This is a genomic window from Synechococcus sp. MIT2312, assembly GCF_059772315.1.
Window position 1 is genome coordinate 2,077,059 of the sequence record NZ_CM186281.1, and the last position, 23,273, is coordinate 2,100,331.

28 protein-coding genes are annotated in these 23,273 nt (G+C 60.3%); 19 read left to right on the top strand and 9 right to left on the bottom strand.

The genetic code is table 11. The features are described from left to right. The first annotated feature begins 40 nt into the window (after positions 1-40). Positions 41-988 carry a 16S rRNA (cytosine(1402)-N(4))-methyltransferase RsmH gene (gene rsmH, locus AC6EI9_RS11425; RefSeq protein ID WP_498467870.1) on the top strand — a complete coding sequence of 316 codons (948 nt, stop codon included), beginning with the start codon at positions 41-43 and terminating at the stop codon, positions 986-988. Further along, positions 985-1,533, top strand: a complete 549-nt coding sequence (locus AC6EI9_RS11430; RefSeq protein ID WP_498467871.1) for a DUF456 family protein — start codon at positions 985-987, stop codon at positions 1,531-1,533. Before rsmH ends, AC6EI9_RS11430 begins: the two co-directional genes overlap by 4 nt. On the opposite strand, the gene AC6EI9_RS11435 is transcribed toward AC6EI9_RS11430, so the two are convergent. Continuing rightward, positions 1,530-2,270: a hypothetical protein gene (locus tag AC6EI9_RS11435; protein ID WP_498467872.1), complete on the bottom strand. Its 741-nt coding sequence runs from the start codon at positions 2,268-2,270 to the stop codon at positions 1,530-1,532. The two genes, AC6EI9_RS11430 and AC6EI9_RS11435, sit on opposite strands and share 4 nt — an antisense overlap. A gap of 77 nt (positions 2,271-2,347) precedes the next feature. Beyond that, positions 2,348-3,430, bottom strand: a complete 1,083-nt coding sequence (locus AC6EI9_RS11440; protein WP_498470044.1) for a cysteine desulfurase family protein — start codon at positions 3,428-3,430, stop codon at positions 2,348-2,350. A gap of 118 nt (positions 3,431-3,548) precedes the next feature. Here AC6EI9_RS11440 and AC6EI9_RS11445 point away from each other — a divergent pair, with 118 nt between their 5' ends. The 4 genes from AC6EI9_RS11445 to AC6EI9_RS11460 all read left to right on the top strand — a co-directional run bounded on the left by AC6EI9_RS11445 (position 3,549) and on the right by AC6EI9_RS11460 (position 6,461). Then, the gene (locus AC6EI9_RS11445; RefSeq protein ID WP_498467873.1) at positions 3,549-4,064 is read left to right on the top strand and encodes a hypothetical protein; all 516 of its coding nucleotides are present in this window, start codon (positions 3,549-3,551) and stop codon (positions 4,062-4,064) included. 126 nt (positions 4,065-4,190) lie between these two features. Continuing rightward, a complete protein-coding gene (locus AC6EI9_RS11450; protein WP_498470045.1) occupies positions 4,191-4,874 on the top strand; it encodes a response regulator transcription factor in 684 nt (227 codons plus the stop codon). Next, positions 4,871-5,830 carry a pseudouridine synthase family protein gene (locus AC6EI9_RS11455; RefSeq protein WP_498467874.1) on the top strand — a complete coding sequence of 320 codons (960 nt, stop codon included), beginning with the start codon at positions 4,871-4,873 and terminating at the stop codon, positions 5,828-5,830. The genes AC6EI9_RS11450 and AC6EI9_RS11455 overlap by 4 nt, the downstream gene beginning before the upstream one ends. A gap of 34 nt (positions 5,831-5,864) precedes the next feature. Beyond that, positions 5,865-6,461: a hypothetical protein gene (locus AC6EI9_RS11460; protein ID WP_498467875.1), complete on the top strand. Its 597-nt coding sequence runs from the start codon at positions 5,865-5,867 to the stop codon at positions 6,459-6,461. A 24-nt stretch (positions 6,462-6,485) separates the two neighbouring features. Here AC6EI9_RS11460 and bchM read toward each other — a convergent pair whose 3' ends face one another. Then, a complete protein-coding gene (bchM, locus tag AC6EI9_RS11465; protein ID WP_498467876.1) occupies positions 6,486-7,199 on the bottom strand; it encodes a magnesium protoporphyrin IX methyltransferase in 714 nt (237 codons plus the stop codon). A 24-nt stretch (positions 7,200-7,223) separates the two neighbouring features. Continuing rightward, complete coding sequence (locus AC6EI9_RS11470; RefSeq protein ID WP_498467877.1) at positions 7,224-8,378, bottom strand: amidohydrolase family protein; 1,155 nt, start codon at positions 8,376-8,378, stop codon at positions 7,224-7,226. A gap of 125 nt (positions 8,379-8,503) precedes the next feature. Here AC6EI9_RS11470 and purE point away from each other — a divergent pair, with 125 nt between their 5' ends. Both purE and AC6EI9_RS11480 read left to right on the top strand, forming a co-directional pair. Next, positions 8,504-8,998 carry a 5-(carboxyamino)imidazole ribonucleotide mutase gene (gene purE / locus AC6EI9_RS11475; protein ID WP_498470046.1) on the top strand — a complete coding sequence of 165 codons (495 nt, stop codon included), beginning with the start codon at positions 8,504-8,506 and terminating at the stop codon, positions 8,996-8,998. A 110-nt stretch (positions 8,999-9,108) separates the two neighbouring features. Further along, positions 9,109-10,203, top strand: coding sequence for an AI-2E family transporter (locus AC6EI9_RS11480; protein ID WP_498467878.1), 1,095 nt, complete (start codon positions 9,109-9,111; stop codon positions 10,201-10,203). On the opposite strand, the gene cysC is transcribed toward AC6EI9_RS11480, so the two are convergent. Both cysC and AC6EI9_RS11490 read right to left on the bottom strand, forming a co-directional pair. Continuing rightward, on the bottom strand, positions 10,184-10,831 hold the full coding sequence (gene cysC, locus AC6EI9_RS11485; protein WP_498467879.1) for an adenylyl-sulfate kinase: 648 nt from the start codon (positions 10,829-10,831) through the stop codon (positions 10,184-10,186). The genes AC6EI9_RS11480 and cysC overlap by 20 nt on opposite strands. Before the next feature lie 65 nt (positions 10,832-10,896). Beyond that, positions 10,897-11,223: a translation initiation factor gene (locus AC6EI9_RS11490; RefSeq protein ID WP_498467880.1), complete on the bottom strand. Its 327-nt coding sequence runs from the start codon at positions 11,221-11,223 to the stop codon at positions 10,897-10,899. A gap of 38 nt (positions 11,224-11,261) precedes the next feature. On the opposite strand from AC6EI9_RS11490, the gene AC6EI9_RS11495 reads away from it, so the two are divergent. Next, a complete protein-coding gene (locus AC6EI9_RS11495) occupies positions 11,262-12,221 on the top strand; it encodes a class I SAM-dependent methyltransferase (protein WP_498467881.1) in 960 nt (319 codons plus the stop codon). Positions 12,222-12,260: 39 nt separating this feature from the next. Continuing rightward, positions 12,261-13,511 carry a tryptophan synthase subunit beta gene (trpB, locus tag AC6EI9_RS11500; RefSeq protein ID WP_498467882.1) on the top strand — a complete coding sequence of 417 codons (1,251 nt, stop codon included), beginning with the start codon at positions 12,261-12,263 and terminating at the stop codon, positions 13,509-13,511. A 16-nt stretch (positions 13,512-13,527) separates the two neighbouring features. Here the strand turns inward: trpB and AC6EI9_RS11505 are convergent, their stop codons facing one another. Continuing rightward, on the bottom strand, positions 13,528-14,520 hold the full coding sequence (locus AC6EI9_RS11505) for an HrcA family transcriptional regulator (protein ID WP_498470047.1): 993 nt from the start codon (positions 14,518-14,520) through the stop codon (positions 13,528-13,530). 125 nt (positions 14,521-14,645) lie between these two features. Then, positions 14,646-14,996, bottom strand: a complete 351-nt coding sequence (locus tag AC6EI9_RS11510) for a rhodanese-like domain-containing protein (RefSeq protein WP_498467883.1) — start codon at positions 14,994-14,996, stop codon at positions 14,646-14,648. A gap of 77 nt (positions 14,997-15,073) precedes the next feature. Here AC6EI9_RS11510 and AC6EI9_RS11515 point away from each other — a divergent pair, with 77 nt between their 5' ends. Genes AC6EI9_RS11515 through AC6EI9_RS11555 form a run of 9 tightly spaced genes read left to right on the top strand, consistent with a single transcriptional unit; the run spans position 15,074 to position 22,720 of the window. Further along, entirely contained in the window at positions 15,074-16,711 is a 1,638-nt protein-coding gene (locus tag AC6EI9_RS11515) for a DUF3352 domain-containing protein (RefSeq protein WP_498467884.1), read from the top strand. Further along, entirely contained in the window at positions 16,689-17,189 is a 501-nt protein-coding gene (locus tag AC6EI9_RS11520) for a SixA phosphatase family protein (RefSeq protein ID WP_498467885.1), read from the top strand. The genes AC6EI9_RS11515 and AC6EI9_RS11520 overlap by 23 nt, the downstream gene beginning before the upstream one ends. A 27-nt stretch (positions 17,190-17,216) precedes the next feature. Next, complete coding sequence (locus AC6EI9_RS11525) at positions 17,217-18,407, top strand: citrate synthase (RefSeq protein WP_498467886.1); 1,191 nt, start codon at positions 17,217-17,219, stop codon at positions 18,405-18,407. A 24-nt stretch (positions 18,408-18,431) separates the two neighbouring features. After that, positions 18,432-19,586: an NADH-quinone oxidoreductase subunit NuoH gene (gene nuoH, locus AC6EI9_RS11530; RefSeq protein ID WP_066909075.1), complete on the top strand. Its 1,155-nt coding sequence runs from the start codon at positions 18,432-18,434 to the stop codon at positions 19,584-19,586. 55 nt (positions 19,587-19,641) lie between these two features. Further along, positions 19,642-20,298 (top strand): NAD(P)H-quinone oxidoreductase subunit I, encoded by a 657-nt coding sequence (gene ndhI / locus AC6EI9_RS11535; protein WP_498467887.1) that lies wholly within the window; start codon positions 19,642-19,644, stop codon positions 20,296-20,298. Continuing rightward, entirely contained in the window at positions 20,295-20,894 is a 600-nt protein-coding gene (locus tag AC6EI9_RS11540; protein WP_498467888.1) for an NADH-quinone oxidoreductase subunit J, read from the top strand. Before ndhI ends, AC6EI9_RS11540 begins: the two co-directional genes overlap by 4 nt. Positions 20,895-20,913: 19 nt before the next feature. After that, entirely contained in the window at positions 20,914-21,246 is a 333-nt protein-coding gene (gene nuoK, locus AC6EI9_RS11545; RefSeq protein ID WP_498467889.1) for an NADH-quinone oxidoreductase subunit NuoK, read from the top strand. Positions 21,247-21,262: 16 nt separating this feature from the next. Further along, the gene (locus AC6EI9_RS11550) at positions 21,263-22,204 is read left to right on the top strand and encodes an NAD(+) kinase (RefSeq protein ID WP_498467890.1); all 942 of its coding nucleotides are present in this window, start codon (positions 21,263-21,265) and stop codon (positions 22,202-22,204) included. A 9-nt stretch (positions 22,205-22,213) separates the two neighbouring features. Continuing rightward, entirely contained in the window at positions 22,214-22,720 is a 507-nt protein-coding gene (locus tag AC6EI9_RS11555; protein WP_498467891.1) for a CYTH domain-containing protein, read from the top strand. A 216-nt stretch (positions 22,721-22,936) separates the two neighbouring features. On the opposite strand, the gene pedR is transcribed toward AC6EI9_RS11555, so the two are convergent. Next, entirely contained in the window at positions 22,937-23,215 is a 279-nt protein-coding gene (gene pedR / locus AC6EI9_RS11560) for a photosynthetic electron transport-dependent transcriptional regulator PedR (RefSeq protein ID WP_066909057.1), read from the bottom strand. Between the last annotated feature and the right edge of the window lie 58 nt (positions 23,216-23,273).

Below are 23,273 nucleotides of genomic sequence, written 5' to 3' on the forward strand. Positions count from 1 at the left end.
CCGTTGCAGAACAATTGTGACGGGATCTTAGGAAGGACCCATGCCCGATCTGTCATCCAGCCCCGCCCAGGGCTTCATGCATGTGCCGGTTCTGGCCGAACCTTTGATGCAAACGCTGGCCGCGGAGTTCAGTGAACAGTGCCAATCAGGCGTTTTTATTGACGCGACGCTGGGTGGGGGTGGTCACAGCGGTTTGTTGCTGGATCGCTATCCAAAGCTGCGTCTACTGGGGCTTGATCACGATCAAACCGCCCGTTTGGCGGCGGCCGAGCGGCTTGAGCACCACGGGGATCGCGTCACGATCGTGGCGACCAATTTCGCGGATTACTCCCCTCCCCACCCGGTTGGATTGGTCCTGGCCGACCTTGGGGTGAGCAGCCCTCAGCTGGATGTGGCGCAGCGGGGATTCAGCTTTCGGCTGGATGGTCCCCTCGACATGCGGATGAATCAAGTCGGGGGAGGGGAAACCGCGGCTGAACTGATTGCAAGGCTGGATGAATCAGATCTGGCTGATCTGATCTACGCCTATGGAGAGGAGCGCTTGTCGAGGAGGATTGCTCGCAGAATCAAAGCTGATCTGGACGCCAGCGGTGCCTATGCCGGTACGGCGGCACTGGCCTACGCCGTGGCTGGCTGTTATCCACCCAAAGCTCGCCGTGGTCGGATTCATCCCGCCACGCGCACGTTTCAGGCCCTGCGGGTCGCGGTCAATGATGAGCTTGCGGTGCTTGACCGCTTGTTGCAACAAGCTCCTGATTGGCTCCTGCCTGATGGCCTGCTGGCAATCATCAGTTTCCATTCTCTCGAGGACCGGCGTGTGAAGACGGCTTTCCTCAGTGACCAGCGCCTGCAGCGTGTCACTCGCAAGCCACTGAGAGCCGACGAGGCAGAGCAGCAGCTCAATCCGCGCAGTCGCAGCGCAAAGTTACGGATTGCCCGACGCCGATCACCCGAGCCAGGCCCGCCCGAGCCGAGTTCTGAAGCATGACCTGGGCCTGGACGATTGATGGGGTGTGGTGGATTGCCCTGCTGGTTCAGCTTCTGGCGATTCCAGGCTCGTTTCTACCCCTGCTTCCAGGTCTGATTTGGTTGCCGGTGGGGTCCCTTGTCTGGATGGGGGCTGTGGGTTGGGCTCAGGCCTGGCCTGAGTTTGTTCTGGCGCTGGTGTTGTTTGGCTTGGGTTTCATCGCTGATTTGCTGGCTCTGGGACTGGCATCGGCTCGTCTGAAGGCCAGTCGCTGGTCTGCAGCGGGAGCTGGTGTGGGTTTGCTTGTTGGAGTGCTGGGCTTGTTGCCTGCGCTGCCGTTCGGTGGGCCACTGCTGGGGGCCTTGTTCGGTCCATGGCTGGGAGCAACTCTGGTGGAAACCTGGGTCACAACAAAGCCACCCCGGAATCTGGGGTGGCTTGAGGCGTTGCGCCAGGGATCGGTGGTTGGGTTGGCTGTAGTGGCGGGACTTCTGATCAGTCGCCTTGCTCAGCTGCTACTGGCACTGCTGGGTGTCGCAGCATTTGTTGCTCTGAGCTCTTTTTAACCGTTCAGAAAACCAGTTTGGTCATCTGTGCCAAACAGCTGGCGATAGGCAGCAAGAGAGATACAGATCACCAGGGGGCTTGCGACGAGCAAGCCGACACCATTGAGAATAATTCCGACGGTTAAAATGATCGTGTTGACGATTAACAGCAAAATCATCCACCACCATGTGGCGTCAATAATTTTTTGACCTTTCTGGATATTTTCAATCGGATTGCCTGTCTGTAGAAGTGCAATAAAAGGCAAAAGTTTCTGGTTGACAGAGAGGTAGATGAAAATCACCACCCCTGCAATCAGGGGGATGAAGCCAGCGAGTGTGCTTGCTGCAAAAAATTCATTTGTGAGCCAACTAAACACCAGCGCAATAATGAAAATAATGATGGCAAGAACGATCTGATTGATGAATAAACGTCCAGCGGCATTGCCGTCCCAGCGCACCAACTCAGAGAATGAAGGTTTGGTTCCGTTGAGTGATTTCCAGGCTCCGCGGATCAGACCCGTGACTCCCCAGAGGCTGATGACCGTGCTGCCAACGGCAACAACGAGAAGATAGGCAAAGGGTGCGCTGTCGTTCGCTAAGTAGTGTGCTCCGCGCACGATGATCTGAAACAGAATCCAGACGCTTCCAGCCAGCAATGTGAACAGCACCAAAGGCCATGGCGCTCTGGCGAAAGCATTCCATCCGTCTTCAATGGCTTGAAGCACTTGTAGCCGCTGGTTGGCCGGTGTCTCAGTCATGAATCACTGGGGAACTTGCGCGGAAGGTAGCTTCTCTGACACTTTTTTCCAGAGGTTGTGTCACTCGTCTTTTGGTTTCAGTGCTGAGTCAAGGTCTGAATCGCAGCTGTGATCGCTTCGATCGCTCCATCAATGTCCGTCGCTGTGGTGTCGCGTCCAAGGCTCAATCGCAAGGATCCTTCCGCTTCGAGACGGCTGCGGCCAATGGATCGAAGAACGTGAGAGGGTTCACCTCGACTGCAAGCAGAACCGCTGCTGCAGGCCAGTCGGGACCGCAGCGCCCGATGCAGGCGACTACCTGAGACATCGGGAATCGTGAAATTGAGGTTATGGGCCAGTCGAGGTTGCAGCGCTCCGTTGAGCTGGATCGTTGGATTCCGATCTTTGAGCCCTTGCCACAGCTGATCTCTCAAAACCTGGAGTCGCGCCTGGCGGTCCTCAAGGTCCTGCATTGACAGCTCGGCTGCAGCAGCCATGCCCATGATCAATGGCACCGGCAAGGTTCCCGCCCGCAGGCCCTGCTCCTGTCCTCCGCCCCACTGCAGCGGTTGTAGCTGCGTGCCAGCTCTGACCACCAGGGCGCCGATGCCTTTCGGGCCATTGAATTTGTGTGCACTGAGACTGATCAGGGCACAGCCCAGTTCTTCGGCATTCAGCGGAAGATGCCCGTAGGCCTGGGCAGCATCGGTGTGCATCGTGATGCCGTGGCTGCTGCTGACGGCACTCAGGGCCTGGATCGGTTGGATGACGCCGATCTCGTTGTTGGCCACCATCACACTGATCAGCTGGGTGTTGGGCTGAATGGCCTGTTCCAGCTGTTGTTCCGTGATCAGGCCGTCCTTTTGTGGGGTCAACAGGGTGATTTCAAATCCCTCCTGTTTCAGCTGCAGAAGAGGGTCAAGCACCGCGTGATGTTCACTGGCCACACTGACCAGATGCCCAGGTCCACCGTCGGACAGGGCGCGAGCCCTGGCATGGCCCAGCAGCGCCAGGTTGTTGGCTTCGGTGGCGCCACTGGTAAAGATCAGTTCCTCGGATCTGATTCCCAGGCTGCTCGAAAGGCGTTCTCTGGCTGAACCGATCGCAGCGGCGGCTGTCAAGCCAAGCCGATGTTGCCGGCTCGATGGATTACCCCACTGCTCGCGCCACCAGGGCTCCATCGCCTGGATCACTGAGGGATGACAGGGTGTGGTGGCCTGGTGATCGAGGTTGATCACAACTTCACTGCGCTCAAGTGGGTGTGTGGGGTCAGCATGGTGTGACTCTCAGATTGTCGCGATGTTCTCCATCCGTTGGATCTTCGGTTTGGGCCTGCTTGCGTCGGCAGCTTTTCAGCCCGCTGTCGCTGAGGCCGTGAATCGAGAACAGCTGCTTGAGCAGATGAAGGCCATGCGTCCGGTTGATCTGGTGGTGCTGGACCAGGATGAGGGGGCTGAGGAGTACACCCTGGGGATCTTTGCGGTCTCGGGGGATCCTGCTGATCCTGAGATACGCAGGTTCAAGCTGTGGCAGGAGTCCACCGACAATCTGGTGATTCCCACCGAGTCGGTGAACTGCAGTCGCGAGGAGCCGCTGCGGGTCACAAGGGACACCGAAGCAATTTATGTGCGCAAACTCAATCCAGGCGGGACCAGGCGTGCGACCACGCGCGAAGACCATCTGGTGTGGTGGGCGGCCTGTCATCCCGACCTCGCCGGCCAGGATCCCGCCGGTCTCTCGGACAAGGCCAGAGAGCTCGGTTATTCCACTGAGTTGATCGAATCCCAGGAAGTGTTGCGGTTGCCAGCGCCCTAACGCCCCTAGATTCCGGCCAGATGAGGTCAGGCCTTGACAACCTCCCAGCCCGAACAATCCTCCCAGGCCTCTCAGCCTGAACAGCCAACCCACCCTGAAGAGCCAACTCCTCCTCAACAGCCAACGGTGCGCCTGCTGCTGGTGGACGATGAACCTGGCCTGCGTTCAGCAGTGCAGGCCTATCTCGAGGATGAGGGATTTGATGTCACGACGGCTGTGGATGGCGAGGATGGTTTTGCCAAGGCGCAGCAGATGCTGCCAGACGTGGTGATCAGCGACGTGATGATGCCCCGGCTCGATGGCTATGGGCTGCTCAACAAGCTCAGAGCCGATGAGCGACTCGGCGGTACTCCCGTGATCTTTCTCACCGCCAAGGGCATGACGGCGGATCGCACCCAGGGCTACCTGGCGGGCGTTGATGATTACATCCCCAAACCCTTTGACCCGGATGAGCTGGTCGCGCGCGTGAGCAACGTGGCTCAGCGTCAGCAGCGACTCTTGCAGGAAGCAGCTCGCTTCGCTGATGCCGATATGGGGCAGATGGCCAAACAGATCACTGAGATTCGCTCTCTGCTTGCCCAGGCGGAGGCACTGCCCTCCAGCGACCCTGTACAGCACAATTTCACGCCCAGGGAATCCAGTGTTCTGCAATTGGTGGCGGAGGGATTGATGAACAAGGAAATCGCTCGACAGCTGGAGACATCAATCCGAAACGTCGAGAAATACGTGAGCAGGTTGTTTATCAAAACCGGCACGTCCAGCCGAACTGAGCTTGTGCGTTACGCCTTGCAGCATCGTCTGGTGGAGTGACAGGCCAACAGGCAGAGCCTTTGCCTGAAGGCTGGCGTGCAGCCTCACTCAATCAGGGATGGACGTACAGGGACATCACGCACCCTGACGATCACGGCACGCTGATCAGCGTGCTGATGGCTCAGCGTTACGCCCACTCCTGTGAAGACGTCTGGCTTCGCCGAATCGCCGCTGGTGAAATCCGACTCAACGGAAAGCTTCTGCTCAAGGATCAACCGCTGCCCGATCAGGCAGAACTGCTCTGGTGCCGTCCTCCATGGATCGAGCCAGCCATCCCCGACATCTGGTCGGTTGTGCATGACGACGGGGATCTGCTGGTGATCAACAAACCCTCCGGACTGCCGGTGATGCCCGGTGGCGGCTTTCTGCAGCACACGCTCTCCACTCTGTTGGATCAGCGCAGTCGCCAGCTGGGTGAGCCGCTGGTTGCCAAGCCCGTGCATCGCCTGGGCCGGTACACCTCCGGATTGCAGGTGTGTGCACGCCAGCCGACCACCAGAGCTGCTCTTTCGCGAGGTTTCAAGCCCGCCTCAGGCACCCGCAAGCTCTATCAGGCCTGGTCCCAGCGTGTCCCACGGCTCGAGTTCGGGATGTCTCTTGCTGTGAACACGGATGTGGTCGAGCGGCCCCATCCCTTGCTGGACTGGGTCTGGGGACCGCTGCCCCCATCAAAAGGCTTGATCCGGCGACGTCTGAAAGCCCACAGTGAATTGAAGCTGCTGGAACGCTGCCCCCAGGGAGATCGTCTGCAGGTGGCGATCACAACGGGTCGACCTCATCAGATCCGTATCCATCTCGCGCAACTGGGGTCTCCCCTGCTCGGTGATCCGCTCTATCTGAACGATCAGCGCATCAGTGCGGTCGCCACTCCTGGAGACGGGGGCTATCGCCTCCATGCCTGGCATCTGCAACTGGATGATCTGCATCTCAGCTGTGAGCCGCCATCGACGTTCTGATGCTGTTCAGACTCACCATGACTTGGCAGCATCGGTGAGTTCAGAGGTTGATGCCATGCCCAGGTCGGTCTCCGCTGTTGTTGTTGGCTCGCTGCTCTGTCTGCTGGCGGGCTGTTCCACCGGCTATTCCGGGGGCGATCAGCGGCAGGCCAAACAGTTCAAGGTGCTGTTCTGCAACGTGGAATCAGGCACCTTCGTTGATGCCAATCGTGATGCGGTCCTGTCGGTGGGTGACTCGGTCAGCTACCGACTTGCCGTGGCCCGGCTGGGCGGAGCTGTGCAGGGCTGTGAACAGGCGAACGGTTCGTTCTATGGGCTCGAACAGGTGGTTGAACGACGCGTCCTCAAAGGCGAAACCGTGTTCCTGACCCATGCCCAGGGAACCCTCATCTTCAAGGACGGCAATATCCAGACCCGTTCCCTTGGGTCGCTCCAGCACAGCGCCGCTGTGATGCCAAGCCTGCAATCAGGAGGAATGAATCTTTCGCTCGGAGATCTGTTCCCCAGCAATCACGGCGCGACCCTGATCGGTCAGGGCGGCGCTTTCAGCGGCTATGTGGGGTCGGCTGACTTTGTCAGTGATACGCCTCCCTATGCGCTGCTCAAGCTGCACAGCCAGTTCGGGTCCTGAGCCCTGGCCTCTTGGAGGTGCTGATCAGGCCCTCTGAAATTCGATCAGCCTGGAGAAGTAGAAGGGCGCTTTGTTGAGGCTGCGTCGCACGGGTTTGAAGCCACAGGCTTCCGCGGCCGCCACAATCCCTTTCTCCTTGAGCGTGTAGGCGCGGGTGGTTTTGCTTGGGCCTGGGAACAACTGGCCGATGCTCTTCAGAGCAGCCAGCAGCGGCGTGTAGGGGGCGAAGCTCACGATCAGGCGTTGTTCGGTGAGAGAGCAGAGGTGCCGCACCATCTCTTCAGCAGCCTCCTGGGGGTAGTGAATGAACACATCCAGGCAGCACACGGTGTGGAATGAGCCGCTGAGACTCTCCAGATCACTGGCCGTGAAGTTGAGCCTGGCCATGTCCAGGCCCGCATCACGCGCCCGGCGCTCAGCTTCCTTGGCCATGGCTTCAGAGATATCGCTGGCATTGATGAAGCCGGCTCCCATGCGTGCCAGGGGGAGGCTCAAACTGCCGACGCCGCAACCGGCGTCGCAGAAACTCACAGTGTTGAACTGCCCACTCTCCTCGATCCAGACCAGGACTTCATCAACGGTTTTCTGGTGTCCGATCCTGATATTGCGCTGGACCTTATTGACGTCATCGCTATCGCTGTAGATGCGGTTCCAACGATCAAAGCCCGTCGTCTCGAAATAACCCTTCACTTCCTGTTTCTCGGCCTGCTTGTCATTCAGCCGTTGCTCGGGGGCCATCAATTCACTCGCAGCGGCGGAATCTTAAGCAGCCTGCCGCCAGGCCAGCTTGCGTTCTGATGGGTTCCATTCCCAGCGCAGCAGGTCGTTCAGTCCAGCTCCAATCAACAAGGGGTCTTCAAGGCGTTCCGCAAGCACTTCTCTGGGAGCCATCGTGGAGGCCCAGATCGCGCCATCCGCATCACCGCTCCAGCTGGCTAGGCGGCAGGTTCCTTCGAGCAGCGGCAGGGTCACACCGGCCAAGGTGCCGTCTTCAAGTCGGCAGGTGCCGTTGTTCACCAAGAGCACTCGCTCGTCCCAGCGATGTTCACCCTCCGCCAGTCCGTAGGGAGCCAGGGCATCACTCACCAGCACCAGCTGATCCTCCGCCATCCTCTGCAACAACACCGCAGTGGTGGGATGCACATGCACTCCGTCGGCAATCAGCCCAAGCGCAATATCGCCGCGACGGCAGGCTTCCCCCAAGGGCCCGGGGGCGCGGTGGTGCAGTCCTGGCATGGCGTTGAAAGCGTGCGTGATCATCTCGACGCCCTGGCTGAACGCCAGGGCTGCCTGATCGGCATCTGCGGTGCTGTGACCCAGAGCCACATGGATGCCTAGACCTTTGAGTTCGCTGATCAACTCCTGAGCGCCCGGTTGCTCGGGTGCCAGGGTGATCAGGCTGATCTCGGTTTCAAATCCTGCGATCCGTGCCTTCAGGGCCTTGCTGCTGGGTGCAGCGATGTGCTCCAACGGGTGTGCACCCCGCCGCCCTTCCGCGAGGAACGGGCCTTCAAGGTGTGCTCCCAGCAGCTGGCAGCGACCAGCTTGATGCCGGTCACGGGCCTGCCGGAGCACGGTCAGGGATTGGCGTAGAGGGCCCACAGCACAGGTGACCAGGGTCGGAGCGATCGCCTCGACACCATCGCGCCAAAGCAGCTCCAGTAACTCCAGGAGTGTCGGCAGATCCTGTTGCGTGAGCTCCGTGAAGGCCAGTCCAAGCCCCCCATTGATCTGCAGATCGATCCCACGACGACTGAGCCGGTCTCCATGCCAGCTTTCCCCGGCCATCGCTCCACCGGCCGGCATAGGACCAGCGGCGGTGATCAGATTGCGATCATCCAGGCTGAGCCAGGACAGACCTGCAGGGTCGTGGTTTCCGGGGCGCTGGGGCAGACGCACATCGGTGATCCGACGCATGCGGTTGGGCCGGCTCGGGCCGGTGCGGGACGATGGCAGTCTCGCTGTCCTTCCGGTTCTTGCCTGTGGCCGAGTTGCCATCCCCCCCCATTGATCCAGGTTCCGCGCCCAGGGTTGCCGTGATCATGGGCAGTGATTCCGATCTTCCCAGCCTCCACCCCGCTGTAGAGGTGCTGGAACAGCTGGGGGTGGCGGTGGAGGTGCGCGTGCTCTCGGCTCACCGCACGCCCTTGGAGATGGTCAGCTTCGCCCAGCAGGCCCGCCAGCGTGGGCTAGCTGTGATTGTGGCCGGAGCCGGCGGCGCAGCCCACTTGCCTGGAATGGTGGCCGCGCTCACCACCTTGCCTGTGATTGGCGTACCGGTGCTGAGCAAAGCACTTTCAGGTGTTGACTCATTGCATTCGATCGTGCAGATGCCCGGCGGTATCCCTGTCGCCACGGTGGCGATCGGCGGAGGTCTGAATGCAGGCTTGCTGGCAGCACAGATCCTCGCTGTGGAGGGTGGTGAGCTGGTGGAACGGCTGGAGGCCTACCGCCAGCAGCTGCACGACACGGTCGTTGATAAGGATGCCCGCCTGAAGGATCTGGGCAGTCGTGACTATCTCGAGCGAATGACTTGATCCCCTGCCATTGCAGTTGTTCGCTGTTGCCGCGAGCCGGCATTTTTGGTGCCATGAGAAGAGTGCCGTTTTCAGGCTGAGCTCCCTTTGATCTGCACCTCCTTCAAGCCATGACGTCCTGGCCAGCCTGGATTCGCTGGGGATTGGTGCTGCCGTTGCTGACCCTCAACCTGTTTGTGATTCGTGAGCTCCTTCTGCCGCTGGCTCCCTTCCCGGGCCTGTTTCTCACCGCCGCGCTGATTGCTTTCCTGCTGGACATTCCCTGCCGCTGGCTCACCGGTCGAGGGATGAGCCGCTGGGTGGCCATCGTGCTGGTCACGCTTGCCACGATCGGGGCACTGGTTTTCGCTGCGGTGACCCTGGTGCCGCTGTTGATTGAGCAGCTTGGCCAGTTGATCAATGCTCTGCCGGGACTGCTCTTGGCGGCCCAGGAGTGGGTGAACCGTCTCCAGGAGTGGGCCTCAATCCGTGGGCTTCCCACTGAGTTTGGCGACCTCAGCAGTGATCTGCTCTCCCGTGCAAGCGCCGTGGCCAGTCAGCTCAGCCAGAGCTTGCTCAGCATTCTCGGGGCCACACTCGGCACCACGATCAACACAGTGATCGTACTGGTGTTGGCGGTGTTCTTCCTGATCGGAGGTGAATCGATCGCGAACGGTCTGGCCCGTTGGCTGCCCGATGCATGGCGTGCTCTGGTGACCAGCACCCTGGCTCGTACCTTTCGTGGCTACTTCGGCGGGCAAGTGCTGCTGGCGCTGATCCTGGCCTTGGGTCAGATCGTGGTGTTCACCCTGCTCAAGATCCCCTATGGGGTGCTGTTTGCCGTGCTGATCGGATTCACAACCCTGGTCCCCTATGCCAGTGCTTTGACGATCGTCGCCGTGAGCGGGTTGCTCGCTTTTCAGGATCCCAGTCAAGGCCTCGAGACTCTGGTGGCCGCGATCGTGGTCGGTCAGATCGTTGACCAGGTCATTCAGCCGCGTTTGATGGGAAGCATCGTGGGGCTGCAGCCGGCCTGGCTGCTGATTGCTCTGCCCCTGGGAGCAAAGGCCGGAGACCTTTACGGCCTTGGAGAGTTGTTAGGTCTGCTGCTGGCGGTACCTGTCGCCAGCTGCCTCAAGACGTTTGTGGATGCCTGGGCAGAGCGTCAGGGCATCCACGCGGTCATGAGTGAGGCCGTCAGCGAGGTCAGCGCTGGGCAGGAATGATGTTCCTGGAGATCAGCGCGTTCACCACCTGATCCACGCAGTTCGCCAGGTCTGCCGCGCCGGTGTCGACAGAGAGTTCCGGTGTGTCTGGTGCTTCATAAGGGCTGGAGATTCCCGTGAATTCCTTGATTTCGCCGGCACGTGCCTTCGCATAAAGGCCCTTGGTGTCGCGCTGTTCGCACACATTGAGGTCAGCGGCACAGAAGATCTCGATGAAATCTCCCTCGCTCACCAGGTTGCGTGCTTTGTCGCGGTCAGCACGGAACGGTGAGACGAATGCCGTCAAAACGATTGCACCGGAATCCAAAAACAGTTTGGAGACCTCACCGATGCGGCGGATGTTCTCCTCACGGTCCGCATCGGAGAACCCCAGGTCCTTGCAGAGGCCATGGCGAATGTTGTCGCCGTCGAGCACATAGGTGCTCAGTCCTCGCTCGAACAGGGCCTGATTGACCGCGTTGGCAAGAGTGCTTTTGCCCGCACCGCTCAGGCCTGTGAACCAGAGAATGGCGCTGCGATGTCCCCGTTGTTCAGCGCGGGCTGCTCGATCAACCGATGCCTGATGCCAGGCGATGTTGGTGGAAGCCCCCTGGTTGGTCAGCTGGCCGTGGCTGGACGGAGCGGTCATTGGGATCCGGCGGTCTGGGGCCGCCATTGTCCCTCAGCCTGCATCTCTTTGATCCTGGTTCTGCGTCAGCCCCCAGCGCGCTTGGGACGGTATCCCTCCTTGCTGAGCAGTTCCAGTGCGAGTTCCACCTGATCGCCCTGAAGTTCGATCAGGCCGTCTTTTGCGGTGCCACCGCTGCCGATGCGTGTCTTGAGTTTTTTCAGCATTGCTTTGAGTCCTTCTTGATTGAGCTCCAGGCCGCGAATCACCGTCACTGTCTTGCCGCCCTTGCCCCCTCGGGTCGGCTGAACCCGAACGATCTGCTGAGCTTTCGCGGTCGGTTGCTTTTCGGGCCCGCTCGGCCGCTGCAGACTGTCTGTGTTGCTGAATTCCTGCCACCCGCCTTTCGGCATCGCTTCTGCGCATCCGACACCATCCTGCCGCTCTCGTGATGACCGACTCCGCGTCCACGCCTCGATGGGCTGACTCAAGCCAGGGCCTTGGGCGCTGGATCGAACACTTGATCGGGATCGCTCTGCTGAGGCGTCCTCTGTTCTTTCAGGCACGTCAGCTGATAATCCGAACCGCGGAACGCAACGGCATTCCCTGGAGAGTCCGTCGCCGGGAACTGCAGAAGGCTGCAGCACCGTTGTTGTCGAGCAGCATCACTCCCGGCCTTGTGCCGCCCGCCTACTACGTGGCGCGTTTTCATGCCTATGAACAGGGCAATCTCTGCTGGCAGGCTGCTGCCGAAGCGGAGCAGGCCACCGATGCGATGGCCCTGCGCATCTGGCCGGAAGAGGCGCTGGAACCGTCTGTGGCCCAGGCCCGTCTGAGGGATGAGATCCACCGCTCTTTGGCGCCGCTCCTGAACGGATCCATTGATCAGGTGCTCGATCTTGGCTGTTCAGTGGGAGTGAGCACGCTGTATCTCGCACGCTGGTTGTCTGAGCGGGCGGCGCAGCGCCACGAGCCCGCACCTCGGATTCAGGGTCTGGATCTTTCCCCCGACATGCTCGCGGTGGCCCGTGTGCGCGATCGGGAGGGGCTCGTGGATGGCTGGTTGCATGGAGCGGCGGAGAACACGGGTCTGGCAGATGCGTCCTTTGACCTGATCAGTCTTCAGTTCGTTTGCCATGAGCTGCCTCAGGACGCCACCCACGCCGTGCTGCTGGAAGCTGCTCGTCTGTTGCGTCCAGGAGGTGCTCTGGTGATGGTTGATCAGGATCCCGCCTCCTCGGTGCTTCAGCGCCTTCCAGCGGCAGTCGCCACATTGCTCAAAAGCACCGAGCCTTACATCGAGGAGTATTTCAGCCTCGACATGGCTGCGGCCCTGCGTGCGGCAGGGTTCCGGAATCTTCAAATCAGTGCCTGTGATCCACGGCATCGCGTGATTGCCTGCTTACGCTGAGCCAACGCTTCAAAGGCCGCGCGCGCGGTCAGCTGCACCTTGACCAGCACCCTGCCACCCAAGCCCACCGCTCAGGATCTGGCCGTCAGCTCCAGGCCTGCCTCCTCCGGTCGTTTCGGCCGTTTCGGTGGTCAGTACGTGCCTGAAACGCTGATGCCTGCCCTGGCTGAGCTCGAGACGGCCGCGGCTGAGGCCTGGAAAGATCCGGCTTTCACCTCAGAGCTCAACCGACTGCTGCGCAACTACGTGGGCAGGGCCACGCCTCTGTATGAAGCTGAGCGGCTCACAGCGCATTACCGCCGCAGTGACGGCGGACCCAGGATCTGGTTGAAGCGTGAGGACCTCAACCACACCGGCGCACACAAAATCAACAATGCGCTCGGGCAGGCGTTGCTGGCCTTGCGAATGGGCAAAAAGAGGATCATTGCCGAAACAGGAGCTGGTCAGCACGGGGTTGCGACGGCCACGGTCTGTGCCCGCTTCGGCCTGGAGTGTGTGGTGTACATGGGTGCCGAAGACATGCGCCGTCAGGCTCTGAATGTGTTCCGCATGCGTCTTCTTGGTGCCAGCGTTCAGCCTGTTACCGCCGGCACAGCCACGCTCAAGGACGCCACCAGCGAGGCCATTCGAGACTGGGTCACGAATGTGGAGACCACGCATTACATCCTCGGGTCAGTGGCTGGTCCCCACCCCTATCCGATGTTGGTCCGCGACTTTCATGCCGTGATCGGAGAGGAGGCCAGGGACCAATGCCAGCAGGCATTCGGTCGTTTGCCGGACGTGCTGATGGCCTGCGTGGGTGGGGGGTCCAACGCCATGGGTCTGTTTCATCCCTTTGTGGAATGCAGCGATGTGCGTCTGATCGGAGTTGAGGCCGCCGGTGATGGCGTCGCCACAGGCCGTCATGCCGCCACGATGACTGAAGGCAGGGTCGGAGTGCTGCACGGAGCCATGAGCCTGTTGTTGCAGGATCAGGACGGCCAGGTGCAGGAAGCTCACTCGATCAGTGCCGGCCTGGACTATCCCGGAGTTGGGCCTGAACACAGCTATCTGCGCGAGATCGGCCGGGCCGAGTACGGCGCCGTCACCGATGCTGAAGCGCTCCAGGCGCTTCAACTTGTGAGCCAACTGGAGGGCATCATTCCTGCGCTTGAGACAGCTCACGCATTCGCCTGGCTGGAGACCCTCTGTCCAACCCTGCCGGAGGGCACTGAAGTGGTCTTGAACTGTTCTGGACGTGGTGACAAGGATGTGAACACGGTCGCCGAGCAGCTTGGCGATGCACTCTGAAGATTCAGAGCATGCCTCAGCTGAGCAAGCGTTCCAGGGTGACGGCGACGGAGTTCACGGCCGCACGCGCAGTCGCGTAGGCCATCCGCATGGGGCCGATCAGGGCAACCTGGCCCACGCCTCCGTCACCGCTGCGATAGCTCGCCTGGACGACTGAGCAGCGGCTCAGTGCCGACTCGGGATGTTCCTGCCCGATCCAGACGCGCCCGTGTGACCAGGCAGGCGCAGGAACAAAGGCTGCCGGATCACTGTCCATCAGGTCGAGAAGAGGCCTCACCCTGGCGCTGTCACTGAATTCGGGTTCGGCCACGAGCCGTGACACCCCATGCACTAACGGTGCCTGCTCGATCGGGCGTTGGAAGGGATTCCCATTCTCCAGTGCATCCTGAAGTGCTCTCCCGCAGGATTGCAGCTGCTGGGGCAGACAGCTCCAGTCCAGCTTCCCGGCCTGCATCAGCTGGTCTGAGGTCCAGCGTTCCAAGGCTTCCACCTGACCGGCACTGCCGTGGGGCAGCCGCAGATTGAGGTGATGGGCCTGGCTGGAATCGCCCACGAGCATCACCAGCAGGCGGTCTTCACTGCGGACCAGGCGAATGGTTCTGAGCTGGCTCTGGGGTCGTTGCGGCGGGCTGATCAGGCTCATCAGACCTGTGAAATCCGTCAGCCGGCGTGCCAGCTGCAGCAGCAGGTCATCCAGTGCCGCCCAGCGCAGGCTCAGCTGGGTCAATTCCCGCTCCAGGTGATGAGCACCCGCACCGGGTTCCGGCAGCAGGCAGTCCACATAGTGGCGGTAGCCCTGGGGGCTGGGCACCCGACCTGATGACGTGTGTGGCTGGGTCAGGAGTCCACGCTGTTCGAGAGCTCCCATGGCCGAACGCACTGTGGCCGAACTCGCTTTGATTCCGAATCGCTGCACCAAAGCGCGACTGCCCACCGGTTCGATGGTGTCGACGTAGTGGTGGACCGTGGCCTGAAGGACCTCCTGCTGTCGTCGGGGCAGCGGCTTCACGGAGAGCACCTTGCGGGCCAAGATCTTACGAAGAATCAGCCAGGGAGATTGGTTCCTGTCATGAATGCACGCTGTTCGGCTGACTGGCGTTGGGTTGAGTGTCGCGGCGTTGAGTGGCGTGGTGATCAGTAGCGCGGCACTGCGGAATCCACCACGACGCTCCAGGCGTCAATGCCACCCTCGAGGTTCCAGACGTCCAGTGATGGTCGATTCTCGAGCAGCCAGCAACCGAAATTCCAGCTGCGCACACCGGCATGGCACAGCACCACGATCGAGCCACTGTCTGGCAGCACATCATCAATGCTCCCCATCCAGTTTTCAGCATCACTCAGGGGCAGATGCTTGACCGGGTGCGGAAACGGAGCGATCGCCAGTTCCTGCTGCTCCCTCACATCCACAACGGTCAGATCGGCGTTGTCGTTGAGCCAGTCGTTCAGTTCGCCGGCTTTGAGGGGTTTCGGGGTGGGTCCATTCATCGCCTCAGTCTGGCTTCGGGCTGGCACAGCACCATGGATGGATAGAAGATGAGCACCATGTGCTTCACCGCCTGTTCATGAAAGGGCGCTCGTTCCTGTTGGCTCTGGTCGCTGTGGCGATGGTGCTGCTCACCCTTGCGCTGGGTGTTTGGTGGGCGATGGCTCGTCAGAGTCCGCTGCGGATCATGGACCGGCCACTTGAGCTGCCCCGGGCGGCACGGTTTATGCCCAGCGATGCAGCCCTGACGCTGCACTGGCTGGTCGACTCGCGTCAGGTGCCTGCTTATGCCCAGGCCGTTGCACCAGTTCGCCAGCGCCAACTGGTCAATGACAGCACCCGTCAGCTCAGAGACGGTGCATTTGCATTGGCCGGACTTGACTTCAGCACTGAGCTGGCCGGCTGGATCGGGCCCGAGGTCAGCTTTGCAGTGCTGGATGCTCCTGCTCAGCAGTCCGGTGAACAACCCAAGGAGGGCTGGGTCCTGGCACTGTCGAGCCGCGATCAAGACGGGGCCAAGCGCTTTCTGCAGCGTTTCTGGCAGACCCGAAGCCTGGCAGGCACCGATCTGCAGATCTCTCGTTATCGCGGTATGGGATTGATCAGCGGTCGTGGTGCCCTGCTGGGAAGGGATCCCCAGCCGATCGCCACGGCCTTGATCGACGACGATCTGCTGTTGCTGGCTTCAGGGCGAGGGGTGCTTGAACAGGCGCTGGATGTCTCTCAGCTGGACAGTCAGCATCAGCTCGGAGACCCTGCCCTGGCCTCTGATCTGCAGAGCTTCGGTCGTGGTGCCGCTGTTCTGATTGCCAACCCTGGTGCGATGGACCGCTGGCTGGGGGTCCCCTCAGCGATCACCGCCCGTGAAGACCTGCAGGGGCTGGTGGCATCGTTGACACCGCAGGGCGCTGATCTGGCGCTTGATGCCGTGGTCCACTTCCGTGAGCCTCTGATTCCCCGGGTGTCTCAGCTTGCGGACAGCGATGTGTTGCTCAGAGATGCCGGCGGTGATGCGCAGACAGTCGCTTTGCTCACGAATCCTGCGGCTCTGCTGGCTGCCGATGCCAAGGAGCCCCTGGCCCAGTGGATCGCTCCCCTCCTGCGGCAGTCGATCGAATCCGTTTCGACCGGGGCCGCGGCTGCGGTCGCCGGCCTTGATGAGGGGCCCATGCTTTGGCAGCAAGGGCCGCAGGGCTGGGTGCTAGGCACCCGGCCGAATCGTCCCGATCCCGAAGTCGTGGATCAGCGACTTCAGGGGCTCGGGTTGACAGGTTCCACCCTCGACAGCGAAGCCCAGCCTGTTCAGGTCTGGACCCGTCTGGCTCGTCAGCGACGTCGCGGAGAGGAGTCGCTGCAAGCTGAACTCGCTGTCGCTCTGGAGCGGCATTCCGGTGTGAACTGGTGGGCAGAGACCCTGGATGGTTTGCGCCGTCGCGGTGAGAGTGGTGACCTGATGCAGCGACAGCAGCAGCTGCAGGAGCTGCAGTCCGCGAGCCAGCCAGCTCTGTCTCAGCAGCTGGCACTCGCTGCGGCGCCAAGTCGCTTGCACCTGGGTCAGTGGCGACCCTGGGAGTTGGTGCAGGGTGTTGCAGGTCGATCACTGTTGCCAGCTGTGAAAGGTTTGGCTGTCTCAGCCGGGGCTGACCAGAACGCCAGCTCCGTGCAGGATGAACCTGTCAGCAGCTTGCGTCTGCGTGCGCGACTCCAGCTCGGTTGATCTTCTGCTGATGCGCCATGGCATTGCCGCAGAACGGGTGTGCGGCCGTGATCATCCCGATCGCCCCCTGACCGATCGCGGCATCCAGCGAACTCTGGAGGTCGTCCGACAACTGCGGATGCGGGATGTTCTGGCTGACGCTCTGATCAGCAGTCCTTACCGGAGATCCCGGCAGACCGCAGAGTTGGCAATCCAGGCTGGATTGGCGAAGTCGATCTGTCTGGATTCAGCCCTGGAGCCAGGCGGCGACCCGTGGCCGTTGGTCTCCCGTCTGTCCGGCTGTTGCCTATTGGTTGGCCATGAGCCAGATCTGAGCACTCTTGCGGCGACCCTGATCGGAGCACCCGCCGGCAGCCTGCGCTTGCGCAAGGCCGGATGCTGCCATCTCAGTTGGCCGGCTGGCCTGAGCGATCCTCGCGGTCAGGCTGAACTGCAGGCATTACTCAGGCCTCGTCTTTTGCTCCCGCGCTCCGTTTAAGTTGCCCTTGCGCTGAAGCGGAGGTTGGTGAGTCAGAACGATGGTGCCGAGATCCGTCATGAGCGAACGGGTCTGGTGTTCCGCCCCGGACTTGAGGGGGTGCCTGCCACCCAGTCGTCCATCTGTGACATCGATGGTCATTCAGGCTGCCTGTCCTATCGCGGCTATCCCGTCGACGATCTGGCCACCCACTGCAGCTTTCTGGAGACCACCTACCTGCTGATCTGGGGCCAATTGCCCACTCCTCAGCAGTTACGCGACTTTGAGGACGAGGTGCAGATGCACCGACGCGTGAGTTTCCGCGTCAGGGACATGATGAAGTGCTTCCCCTCCGATGGGCATCCAATGGATGCTCTGCAGTCCAGTGCAGCGTCTCTGGGTCTGTTTTATTCCCGTCGTGCCATCGACGACCCTCAGTACATCTATGACGCGGTGGTTCGGCTGATCGCCAAGATCCCGACCATGGTCGCCGCCTTTCAGCTGATCCGTAAAGGCCAAGACCCCATTCAGCCAAGGGATGATCTGGCGTATTCCGCCAATTTTCTCTACATGCTCATGGAGCGTGAGCCGGATCCCATGGCCTCAAGGATCTTTGATCAGTGCCTGATCCTGCACGCGGAGCACAGTCTCAATGCCAGCACCTTCAGTGCCCGCGTCACCGCCAGTACCCTCACCGATCCTTATGCGGTTGTCGCTTCCGCCGTCGGCACGCTGGCTGGCCCTCTTCATGGCGGGGCCAACGAAGATGTCCTGGCCATGCTCGAGGAGATCAGCACTCCGGATCAGGCCGCGGGCTACCTCGATGAGGCCATGGCCAGCAAGCGCAAGATCATGGGATTCGGTCACCGTGAATACCGCGTCAAAGATCCTCGTGCGGTGATTCTTCAGGCTCTCGCTGAAGAGATGTTCGAGCGCTTTGGTCACGATGAGATGTACGACGTGGCCAGAGCTCTGGAGACAGCAGCGGAAACCCGCCTTGGCCCGAAAGGGATTTATCCCAATGTGGATTTCTATTCCGGACTTGTGTACCGCAAGCTGGGGATTCCCAGAGATCTGTTCACTCCGGTCTTTGCCATCGCAAGAGTGGCCGGCTGGCTGGCTCACTGGCGTGAACAGCTTGGTGCCAACCGGATCTTTCGGCCATCTCAGATCTACACCGGCAGTGATCTGCGCCAATGGACGCCACTGGAGGCTCGTGTTCCAACCATCACCACTTAAGTTACATTCATCACACCTTTGCTCATGGTGACTTTCCTCGCCACCAGCGCACCGGCTCTGGTCAGTCCAGGCCTGGATCTTGAACGAAGTTTCAGTCAGGCTCTAGAGGGCTTCGGACTGTCCGAACAGGCTGCTCGCTTGATCTGGCTGCCACTACCCATGCTGTTGGTGCTGGTTGCAGCAGTGGTGGGGGTTCTCGTCACCGTTTGGCTCGAACGCAAGATCTCAGCTGCGGTTCAGCAGCGCATCGGACCCGAATACGCCGGTGCACTCGGTGTTCTTCAGCCGCTTGCTGATGGCCTCAAGCTGCTGGTGAAGGAAGACATCATTCCCGCCAGGGCCGACAGTCTTTTGTTCACTCTCGGCCCTGTTCTGGTCGTTGTTCCAGTGATTCTGTCCTGGTTGATCGTTCCCTTCGGCCAGAACCTGCTGATCAGCAATGTGGGTGTGGGCATTTTTCTGTGGATTTCTCTCAGCAGTGTTCAGCCGATCGGCCTGCTGATGAGCGGATACGCCTCGAACAACAAGTATTCCCTGCTTGGAGGTCTCAGGGCAGCTGCGCAGTCGATCAGCTACGAGATTCCGCTCGCGCTCGCTGTGCTTGCGGTGGTGATGATGAGCAATTCCCTGAGCACCGTCGACATCGTTGATCAGCAAACGGGAGCGGGAATCCTCAGCTGGAATATCTGGCGCCAACCTGTCGGCTTTCTGATTTTCTGGATCTGCGCTCTGGCGGAATGTGAACGACTGCCGTTCGATCTCCCCGAAGCGGAAGAGGAGCTGGTTGCCGGCTACCAGACTGAATACGCCGGCATGAAGTTCGCTCTCTTCTACCTCGGCAGTTACATCAATCTGGTGCTGTCAGCTCTGCTGGTTTCAGTGCTCTACCTCGGCGGCTGGGGCTTCCCTTTGCCGGTGGAATGGCTGGCCGGCTGGCTGGGGCAATCGGTCGATGCTCCTCTGGTTCAGGTGATCACAGGCACAACAGGCATTGTGATGACCGTGCTGAAGGCCTATCTGCTCGTGTTCATTGCAATTCTGCTGCGCTGGTCGACGCCGCGGGTTCGCATTGACCAGCTGCTTGATCTCGGCTGGAAGTTCCTTCTGCCACTGGCTTTGGTCAATTTGCTCGTGACCGCAGCGCTGAAACTTGCATTCCCGGTCGCCTTCGGGGGTTAGGTTTAATTACCTAGGCTCTTGCTCAGCGGTCTCGCCGTCTTCCCTCCCTCAGGCCATGTTCGGTTTTCTCAAACAGGTTGGTGACTACACCAGAGATGCCGTCGACGCGGCGCGCAATCTCACTCAGGGTCTGGCCGTCACCTTCGACCACATGAAGCGCCGTCCCGTGACGGTGCAGTATCCCTACGAGAAGCTGATCCCCTCGGAGAGGTATCGCGGGCGCATTCATTACGAGTTCGATAAGTGCATTGCCTGTGAGGTGTGCGTGCGCGTCTGCCCGATCAATCTGCCCGTGGTGGATTGGGTGATGAACAAGGCGACCAAAAAGAAAGAGCTGCGGAATTACTCGATTGATTTCGGGGTGTGCATTTTTTGTGGAAATTGCGTGGAGTACTGCCCCACCAATTGCCTTTCGATGACGGAGGAGTATGAGCTGGCGGCCTTTGACCGTCACAGCCTCAACTACGACAACGTCGCACTGGGCCGTCTTCCCACCAGCGTGACCACAGACCCTTCAGTGCTGCCTCTGCGGGAATTTGCTTACCTTCCTGCCGGCGAAATGGATCCCCATGTTGTGGACCCCGATCGCCCGCGGGCTGGGCAGCGACCCGATCAGCTGCTGGCTGCCATGAAGTCAGCCGCAGCTGTTTCAACAGTGGATGCGGGAGAATCGACCACGGTGTCCACGGACCGCAAGGAGAGTGCTGAATGACGATCGCAGCGTCAACGCAACTGATCTGCTTTCTGGTGCTCAGCGCTGTGGTTGTGCTGGGAGCTCTCGGTGTGGTGTTGCTCAGCAACATCGTCTACTCGGCCTTTCTGCTCGGGGGCGTGTTCCTGGCCGTGGCTGGTTTGTATCTGTTGCTCAATGCCAGTTTCGTTGCTGCAGCACAGGTGCTGGTCTACGTCGGTGCTGTGAACGTGCTGATCCTGTTCGCGATCATGCTCGTCAACAAAAAGGAAGACCTTGCTCCGATCCCAGGGTTGACTTTGCGTCGCCTGCTTTCCGGTGGGGTCTGTGCCGGCCTCTTCGCCCTGTTAACAAGAGTCGTGCTCACAACTCCGTGGGCGGAAGGTCCAGAGCCGATTGGCGAAGACGCCACAATTCGAATCGGCGAGCATCTCTTCACTGATTACCTGCTTCCTTTCGAGCTGGCTTCAGTTCTGTTGCTGATGGCCATGATTGGAGCCATTGTGCTGGCTCGACGTGATGTTCAGGCCGTCGATCCGGGCACTGGTGAAATTGCCGATCAAGGCCTGATTGAAAAGGCACGGACTCCTCTGCTGGTTGACCAACCGCCCTCCTGACCTTCTCGCGCAACCTGTCATGATCTCCGAATTGCTCTCCGGTTCCGTTCCTCTCGAGGCCTACCTGCTTGTTGCCGCAGTGTTGTTCTGCACGGGTGTCTGGGGACTGATCAACAGTCGCAATGCGGTGAGAGTGCTAATGAGCATCGAGCTGATGCTCAATGGAGTGAACATCAATCTGATGGCGTTCTCCTCCTATGTGGATGGCCAGTTGATCCGTGGTCAGATTTTCTCGGTGTTCGTGATCACCGTGGCTGCTGCTGAAGCTGCGGTTGGTCTGGCCATTCTTTTGTCGCTCTATCGCAACCGCGTCACAGTGGACATGGAACGCTTCAATCTTCTGCGCTGGTAGGGCCGGCGCCCTCGTCATGCGCCTGAAACGGGTTTGGTTGATTTACAGGGCTGAAAGCCCTCTGGCTCTGAAGGAGGCCAAGGCCAGTGCCAAGACGCTGGAGTCACTTGGTGTGACTGTGTCTGTGGCGATGAGTGGTCTCAGCGCGGATCCCTTCCCAGGCTTGCTCGCGTCGGAACCGGAACTCCCTGACCTGGCGGTGGTGCTTGGAGGCGATGGCACGGTTCTGGGCGCTGCACGGCATCTGGCTGTTTATGACGTGCCGATTCTCTGCTTCAACGTCGGCGGTCATCTCGGATTCCTCACCCATGAACCAGGGCTGATTCGGCGTGATGGTCTGTGGCAACGCCTGCAGGATGACCATTTCGCGATGGAACGTCGAATGATGCTGGAGGCTGTCGTGAATCGAGCGGATGACCTCAACTGTTCCGTGTCCGGAGAAGCGGGGCGGGCAGAGGATGACATTGAGCGTCACTGGGCTCTGAATGATCTCTATCTGCGTCCCTGTCAGGAGGATCTTGCGCCCACCTGCACCCTTGAACTTGAGATTGACGGAGAAGTGGTTGACCAGGTCCGTGGAGATGGTCTGATTCTGGCGACACCAACCGGTTCAACCGGCTACGCCATGGCAGCTGGAGGACCCATCCTCCATCCAGGAATTGACGCCATCATCGTGAGCCCCATCTGCCCGATGAGTCTGTCCAGTCGTCCGGTGGTGCTGCCACCCAGGTCGAGATTGGTGATCTGGCCCCTTGGAGAGGGATACCGGCCGGTGAAGCTCTGGAAGGACGGCGCCAGTGGACCGGTGTTGTGTCCCGGTGAATGCTGCGTGATTCAAAGGGCTCCCCATCATGCGCTGATGGTTCAGCTCGAGCAGTCTCCCTCTTACTACCGCACCCTTTCACGCAAATTGCACTGGGCCGGGAGCCTGGTGGACACGCTGCCTTCACCCAACTAGAGCTCAGCGATGCCCCTTGAGATCGAACGCCGTTTCCTGGTGACCGGGCCTGGCTGGCGTGCCCATGCAGGAGATCCACAGCACCTCAGACAGGGCTATCTGGCCTCGAGTGAGGACGGTTTCACGGTTCGGGTGCGGCTTCGGGCGGATGGACAAGCCTGGCTCACACTCAAGGCGCCGGCTGAGGGAATCGCGCGGCATGAATTTGAATACGAACTGCCGTCTGCTGATTCCGAAGCCCTCTTGGCGCTTGCGCCCTATCAATTGACCAAGACCCGTTTTCCCTTGTCCCTTCCCGGTGGGGAGTGGGTGGTCGATTGCTTTGAAGGAGATAATGCATCGCTTGTGCTGGCGGAGGTCGAGCTCAGTGACGCGTCAGATCTCTTCGACCAACCCGAGTGGTGTGGTCGGGAGGTCACCGGTGAAGGCCTCTGGAGCAATGCAGCACTGGCTTATCAGCCGATTTCAGGCTGGTCTCTGGAGATGAGACAGCGCCATGGCCTGGACAGGCCTTAAGACGATCACCCCACGCCCCTTGAAAGAGTCTTTGGCTTTCCTTTAGATTTGGGTTGGGAATCGTGAAGTGACTCGTGCACGGCCTCTACGACCACGACGGAATTCTGCGGTTCATCGGACTGGATCGGGAGGCCTGTGTCGCGTATGCGGAGCTGTTCGATCTTTCTCTGGCCAGATGCTCCCTGATGGATCTGCCTATGCCTCTGCCGCTAGCGGTCAGGACGCGTCAACGGATGATTCCGGGAGCAGGCAGCAGTTGAAGCCGTCGCGGCAAATTTTGCCGTGATCCATGGCCCAATTGAGCAGGGCAACTCTGTTCTTGGAGCCAGTCTTGGTGAAGACGTTGCTGACGTGATTGTCGACCGTCCGCTTGCTGATGGTGAGCCGCTCTGCAATCTCCTGGTTGGTCAATCCCTCTGCCACCAGTTCGATGATTTCAACCTCCCGTGTCGAGAGTGAGATGTTCGAGGACCCATGTCCATCGCCATTCACCATGCTGGACACCGACGATTCTTCCAATCCCATCCTAGGCATTCATTCCTGAACGGCGATC

Bases quoted from the DNA above. Each gene is read 5' to 3' on its own strand.
- rsmH (WP_498467870.1), top strand. From the start codon at position 41: ATGCCCGATCTGTCATCCAGCCCCGCCCAGGGCTTCATGCATGTGCCG.
- AC6EI9_RS11430 (WP_498467871.1), top strand. From the start codon at position 985: ATGACCTGGGCCTGGACGATTGATGGGGTGTGGTGGATTGCCCTGCTG.
- AC6EI9_RS11435 (WP_498467872.1), bottom strand. From the start codon at position 2,270: ATGACTGAGACACCGGCCAACCAGCGGCTACAAGTGCTTCAAGCCATT.
- AC6EI9_RS11440 (WP_498470044.1), bottom strand. From the start codon at position 3,430: ATGGAGCCCTGGTGGCGCGAGCAGTGGGGTAATCCATCGAGCCGGCAA.
- AC6EI9_RS11445 (WP_498467873.1), top strand. From the start codon at position 3,549: ATGTTCTCCATCCGTTGGATCTTCGGTTTGGGCCTGCTTGCGTCGGCA.
- bchM (WP_498467876.1), bottom strand. From the start codon at position 7,199: ATGGCCCCCGAGCAACGGCTGAATGACAAGCAGGCCGAGAAACAGGAA.
- AC6EI9_RS11470 (WP_498467877.1), bottom strand. From the start codon at position 8,378: ATGCGTCGGATCACCGATGTGCGTCTGCCCCAGCGCCCCGGAAACCAC.
- purE (WP_498470046.1), top strand. From the start codon at position 8,504: ATGGGCAGTGATTCCGATCTTCCCAGCCTCCACCCCGCTGTAGAGGTG.
- AC6EI9_RS11480 (WP_498467878.1), top strand. From the start codon at position 9,109: ATGACGTCCTGGCCAGCCTGGATTCGCTGGGGATTGGTGCTGCCGTTG.
- cysC (WP_498467879.1), bottom strand. From the start codon at position 10,831: ATGACCGCTCCGTCCAGCCACGGCCAGCTGACCAACCAGGGGGCTTCC.
- AC6EI9_RS11490 (WP_498467880.1), bottom strand. From the start codon at position 11,223: ATGCCGAAAGGCGGGTGGCAGGAATTCAGCAACACAGACAGTCTGCAG.
- AC6EI9_RS11495 (WP_498467881.1), top strand. From the start codon at position 11,262: ATGACCGACTCCGCGTCCACGCCTCGATGGGCTGACTCAAGCCAGGGC.
- AC6EI9_RS11510 (WP_498467883.1), bottom strand. From the start codon at position 14,996: ATGAATGGACCCACCCCGAAACCCCTCAAAGCCGGCGAACTGAACGAC.
- AC6EI9_RS11515 (WP_498467884.1), top strand. From the start codon at position 15,074: ATGAAAGGGCGCTCGTTCCTGTTGGCTCTGGTCGCTGTGGCGATGGTG.
- nuoH (WP_066909075.1), top strand. From the start codon at position 18,432: ATGGTGACTTTCCTCGCCACCAGCGCACCGGCTCTGGTCAGTCCAGGC.
- ndhI (WP_498467887.1), top strand. From the start codon at position 19,642: ATGTTCGGTTTTCTCAAACAGGTTGGTGACTACACCAGAGATGCCGTC.
- AC6EI9_RS11540 (WP_498467888.1), top strand. From the start codon at position 20,295: ATGACGATCGCAGCGTCAACGCAACTGATCTGCTTTCTGGTGCTCAGC.
- nuoK (WP_498467889.1), top strand. From the start codon at position 20,914: ATGATCTCCGAATTGCTCTCCGGTTCCGTTCCTCTCGAGGCCTACCTG.
- AC6EI9_RS11550 (WP_498467890.1), top strand. From the start codon at position 21,263: ATGCGCCTGAAACGGGTTTGGTTGATTTACAGGGCTGAAAGCCCTCTG.
- AC6EI9_RS11555 (WP_498467891.1), top strand. From the start codon at position 22,214: ATGCCCCTTGAGATCGAACGCCGTTTCCTGGTGACCGGGCCTGGCTGG.
- pedR (WP_066909057.1), bottom strand. From the start codon at position 23,215: ATGGTGAATGGCGATGGACATGGGTCCTCGAACATCTCACTCTCGACA.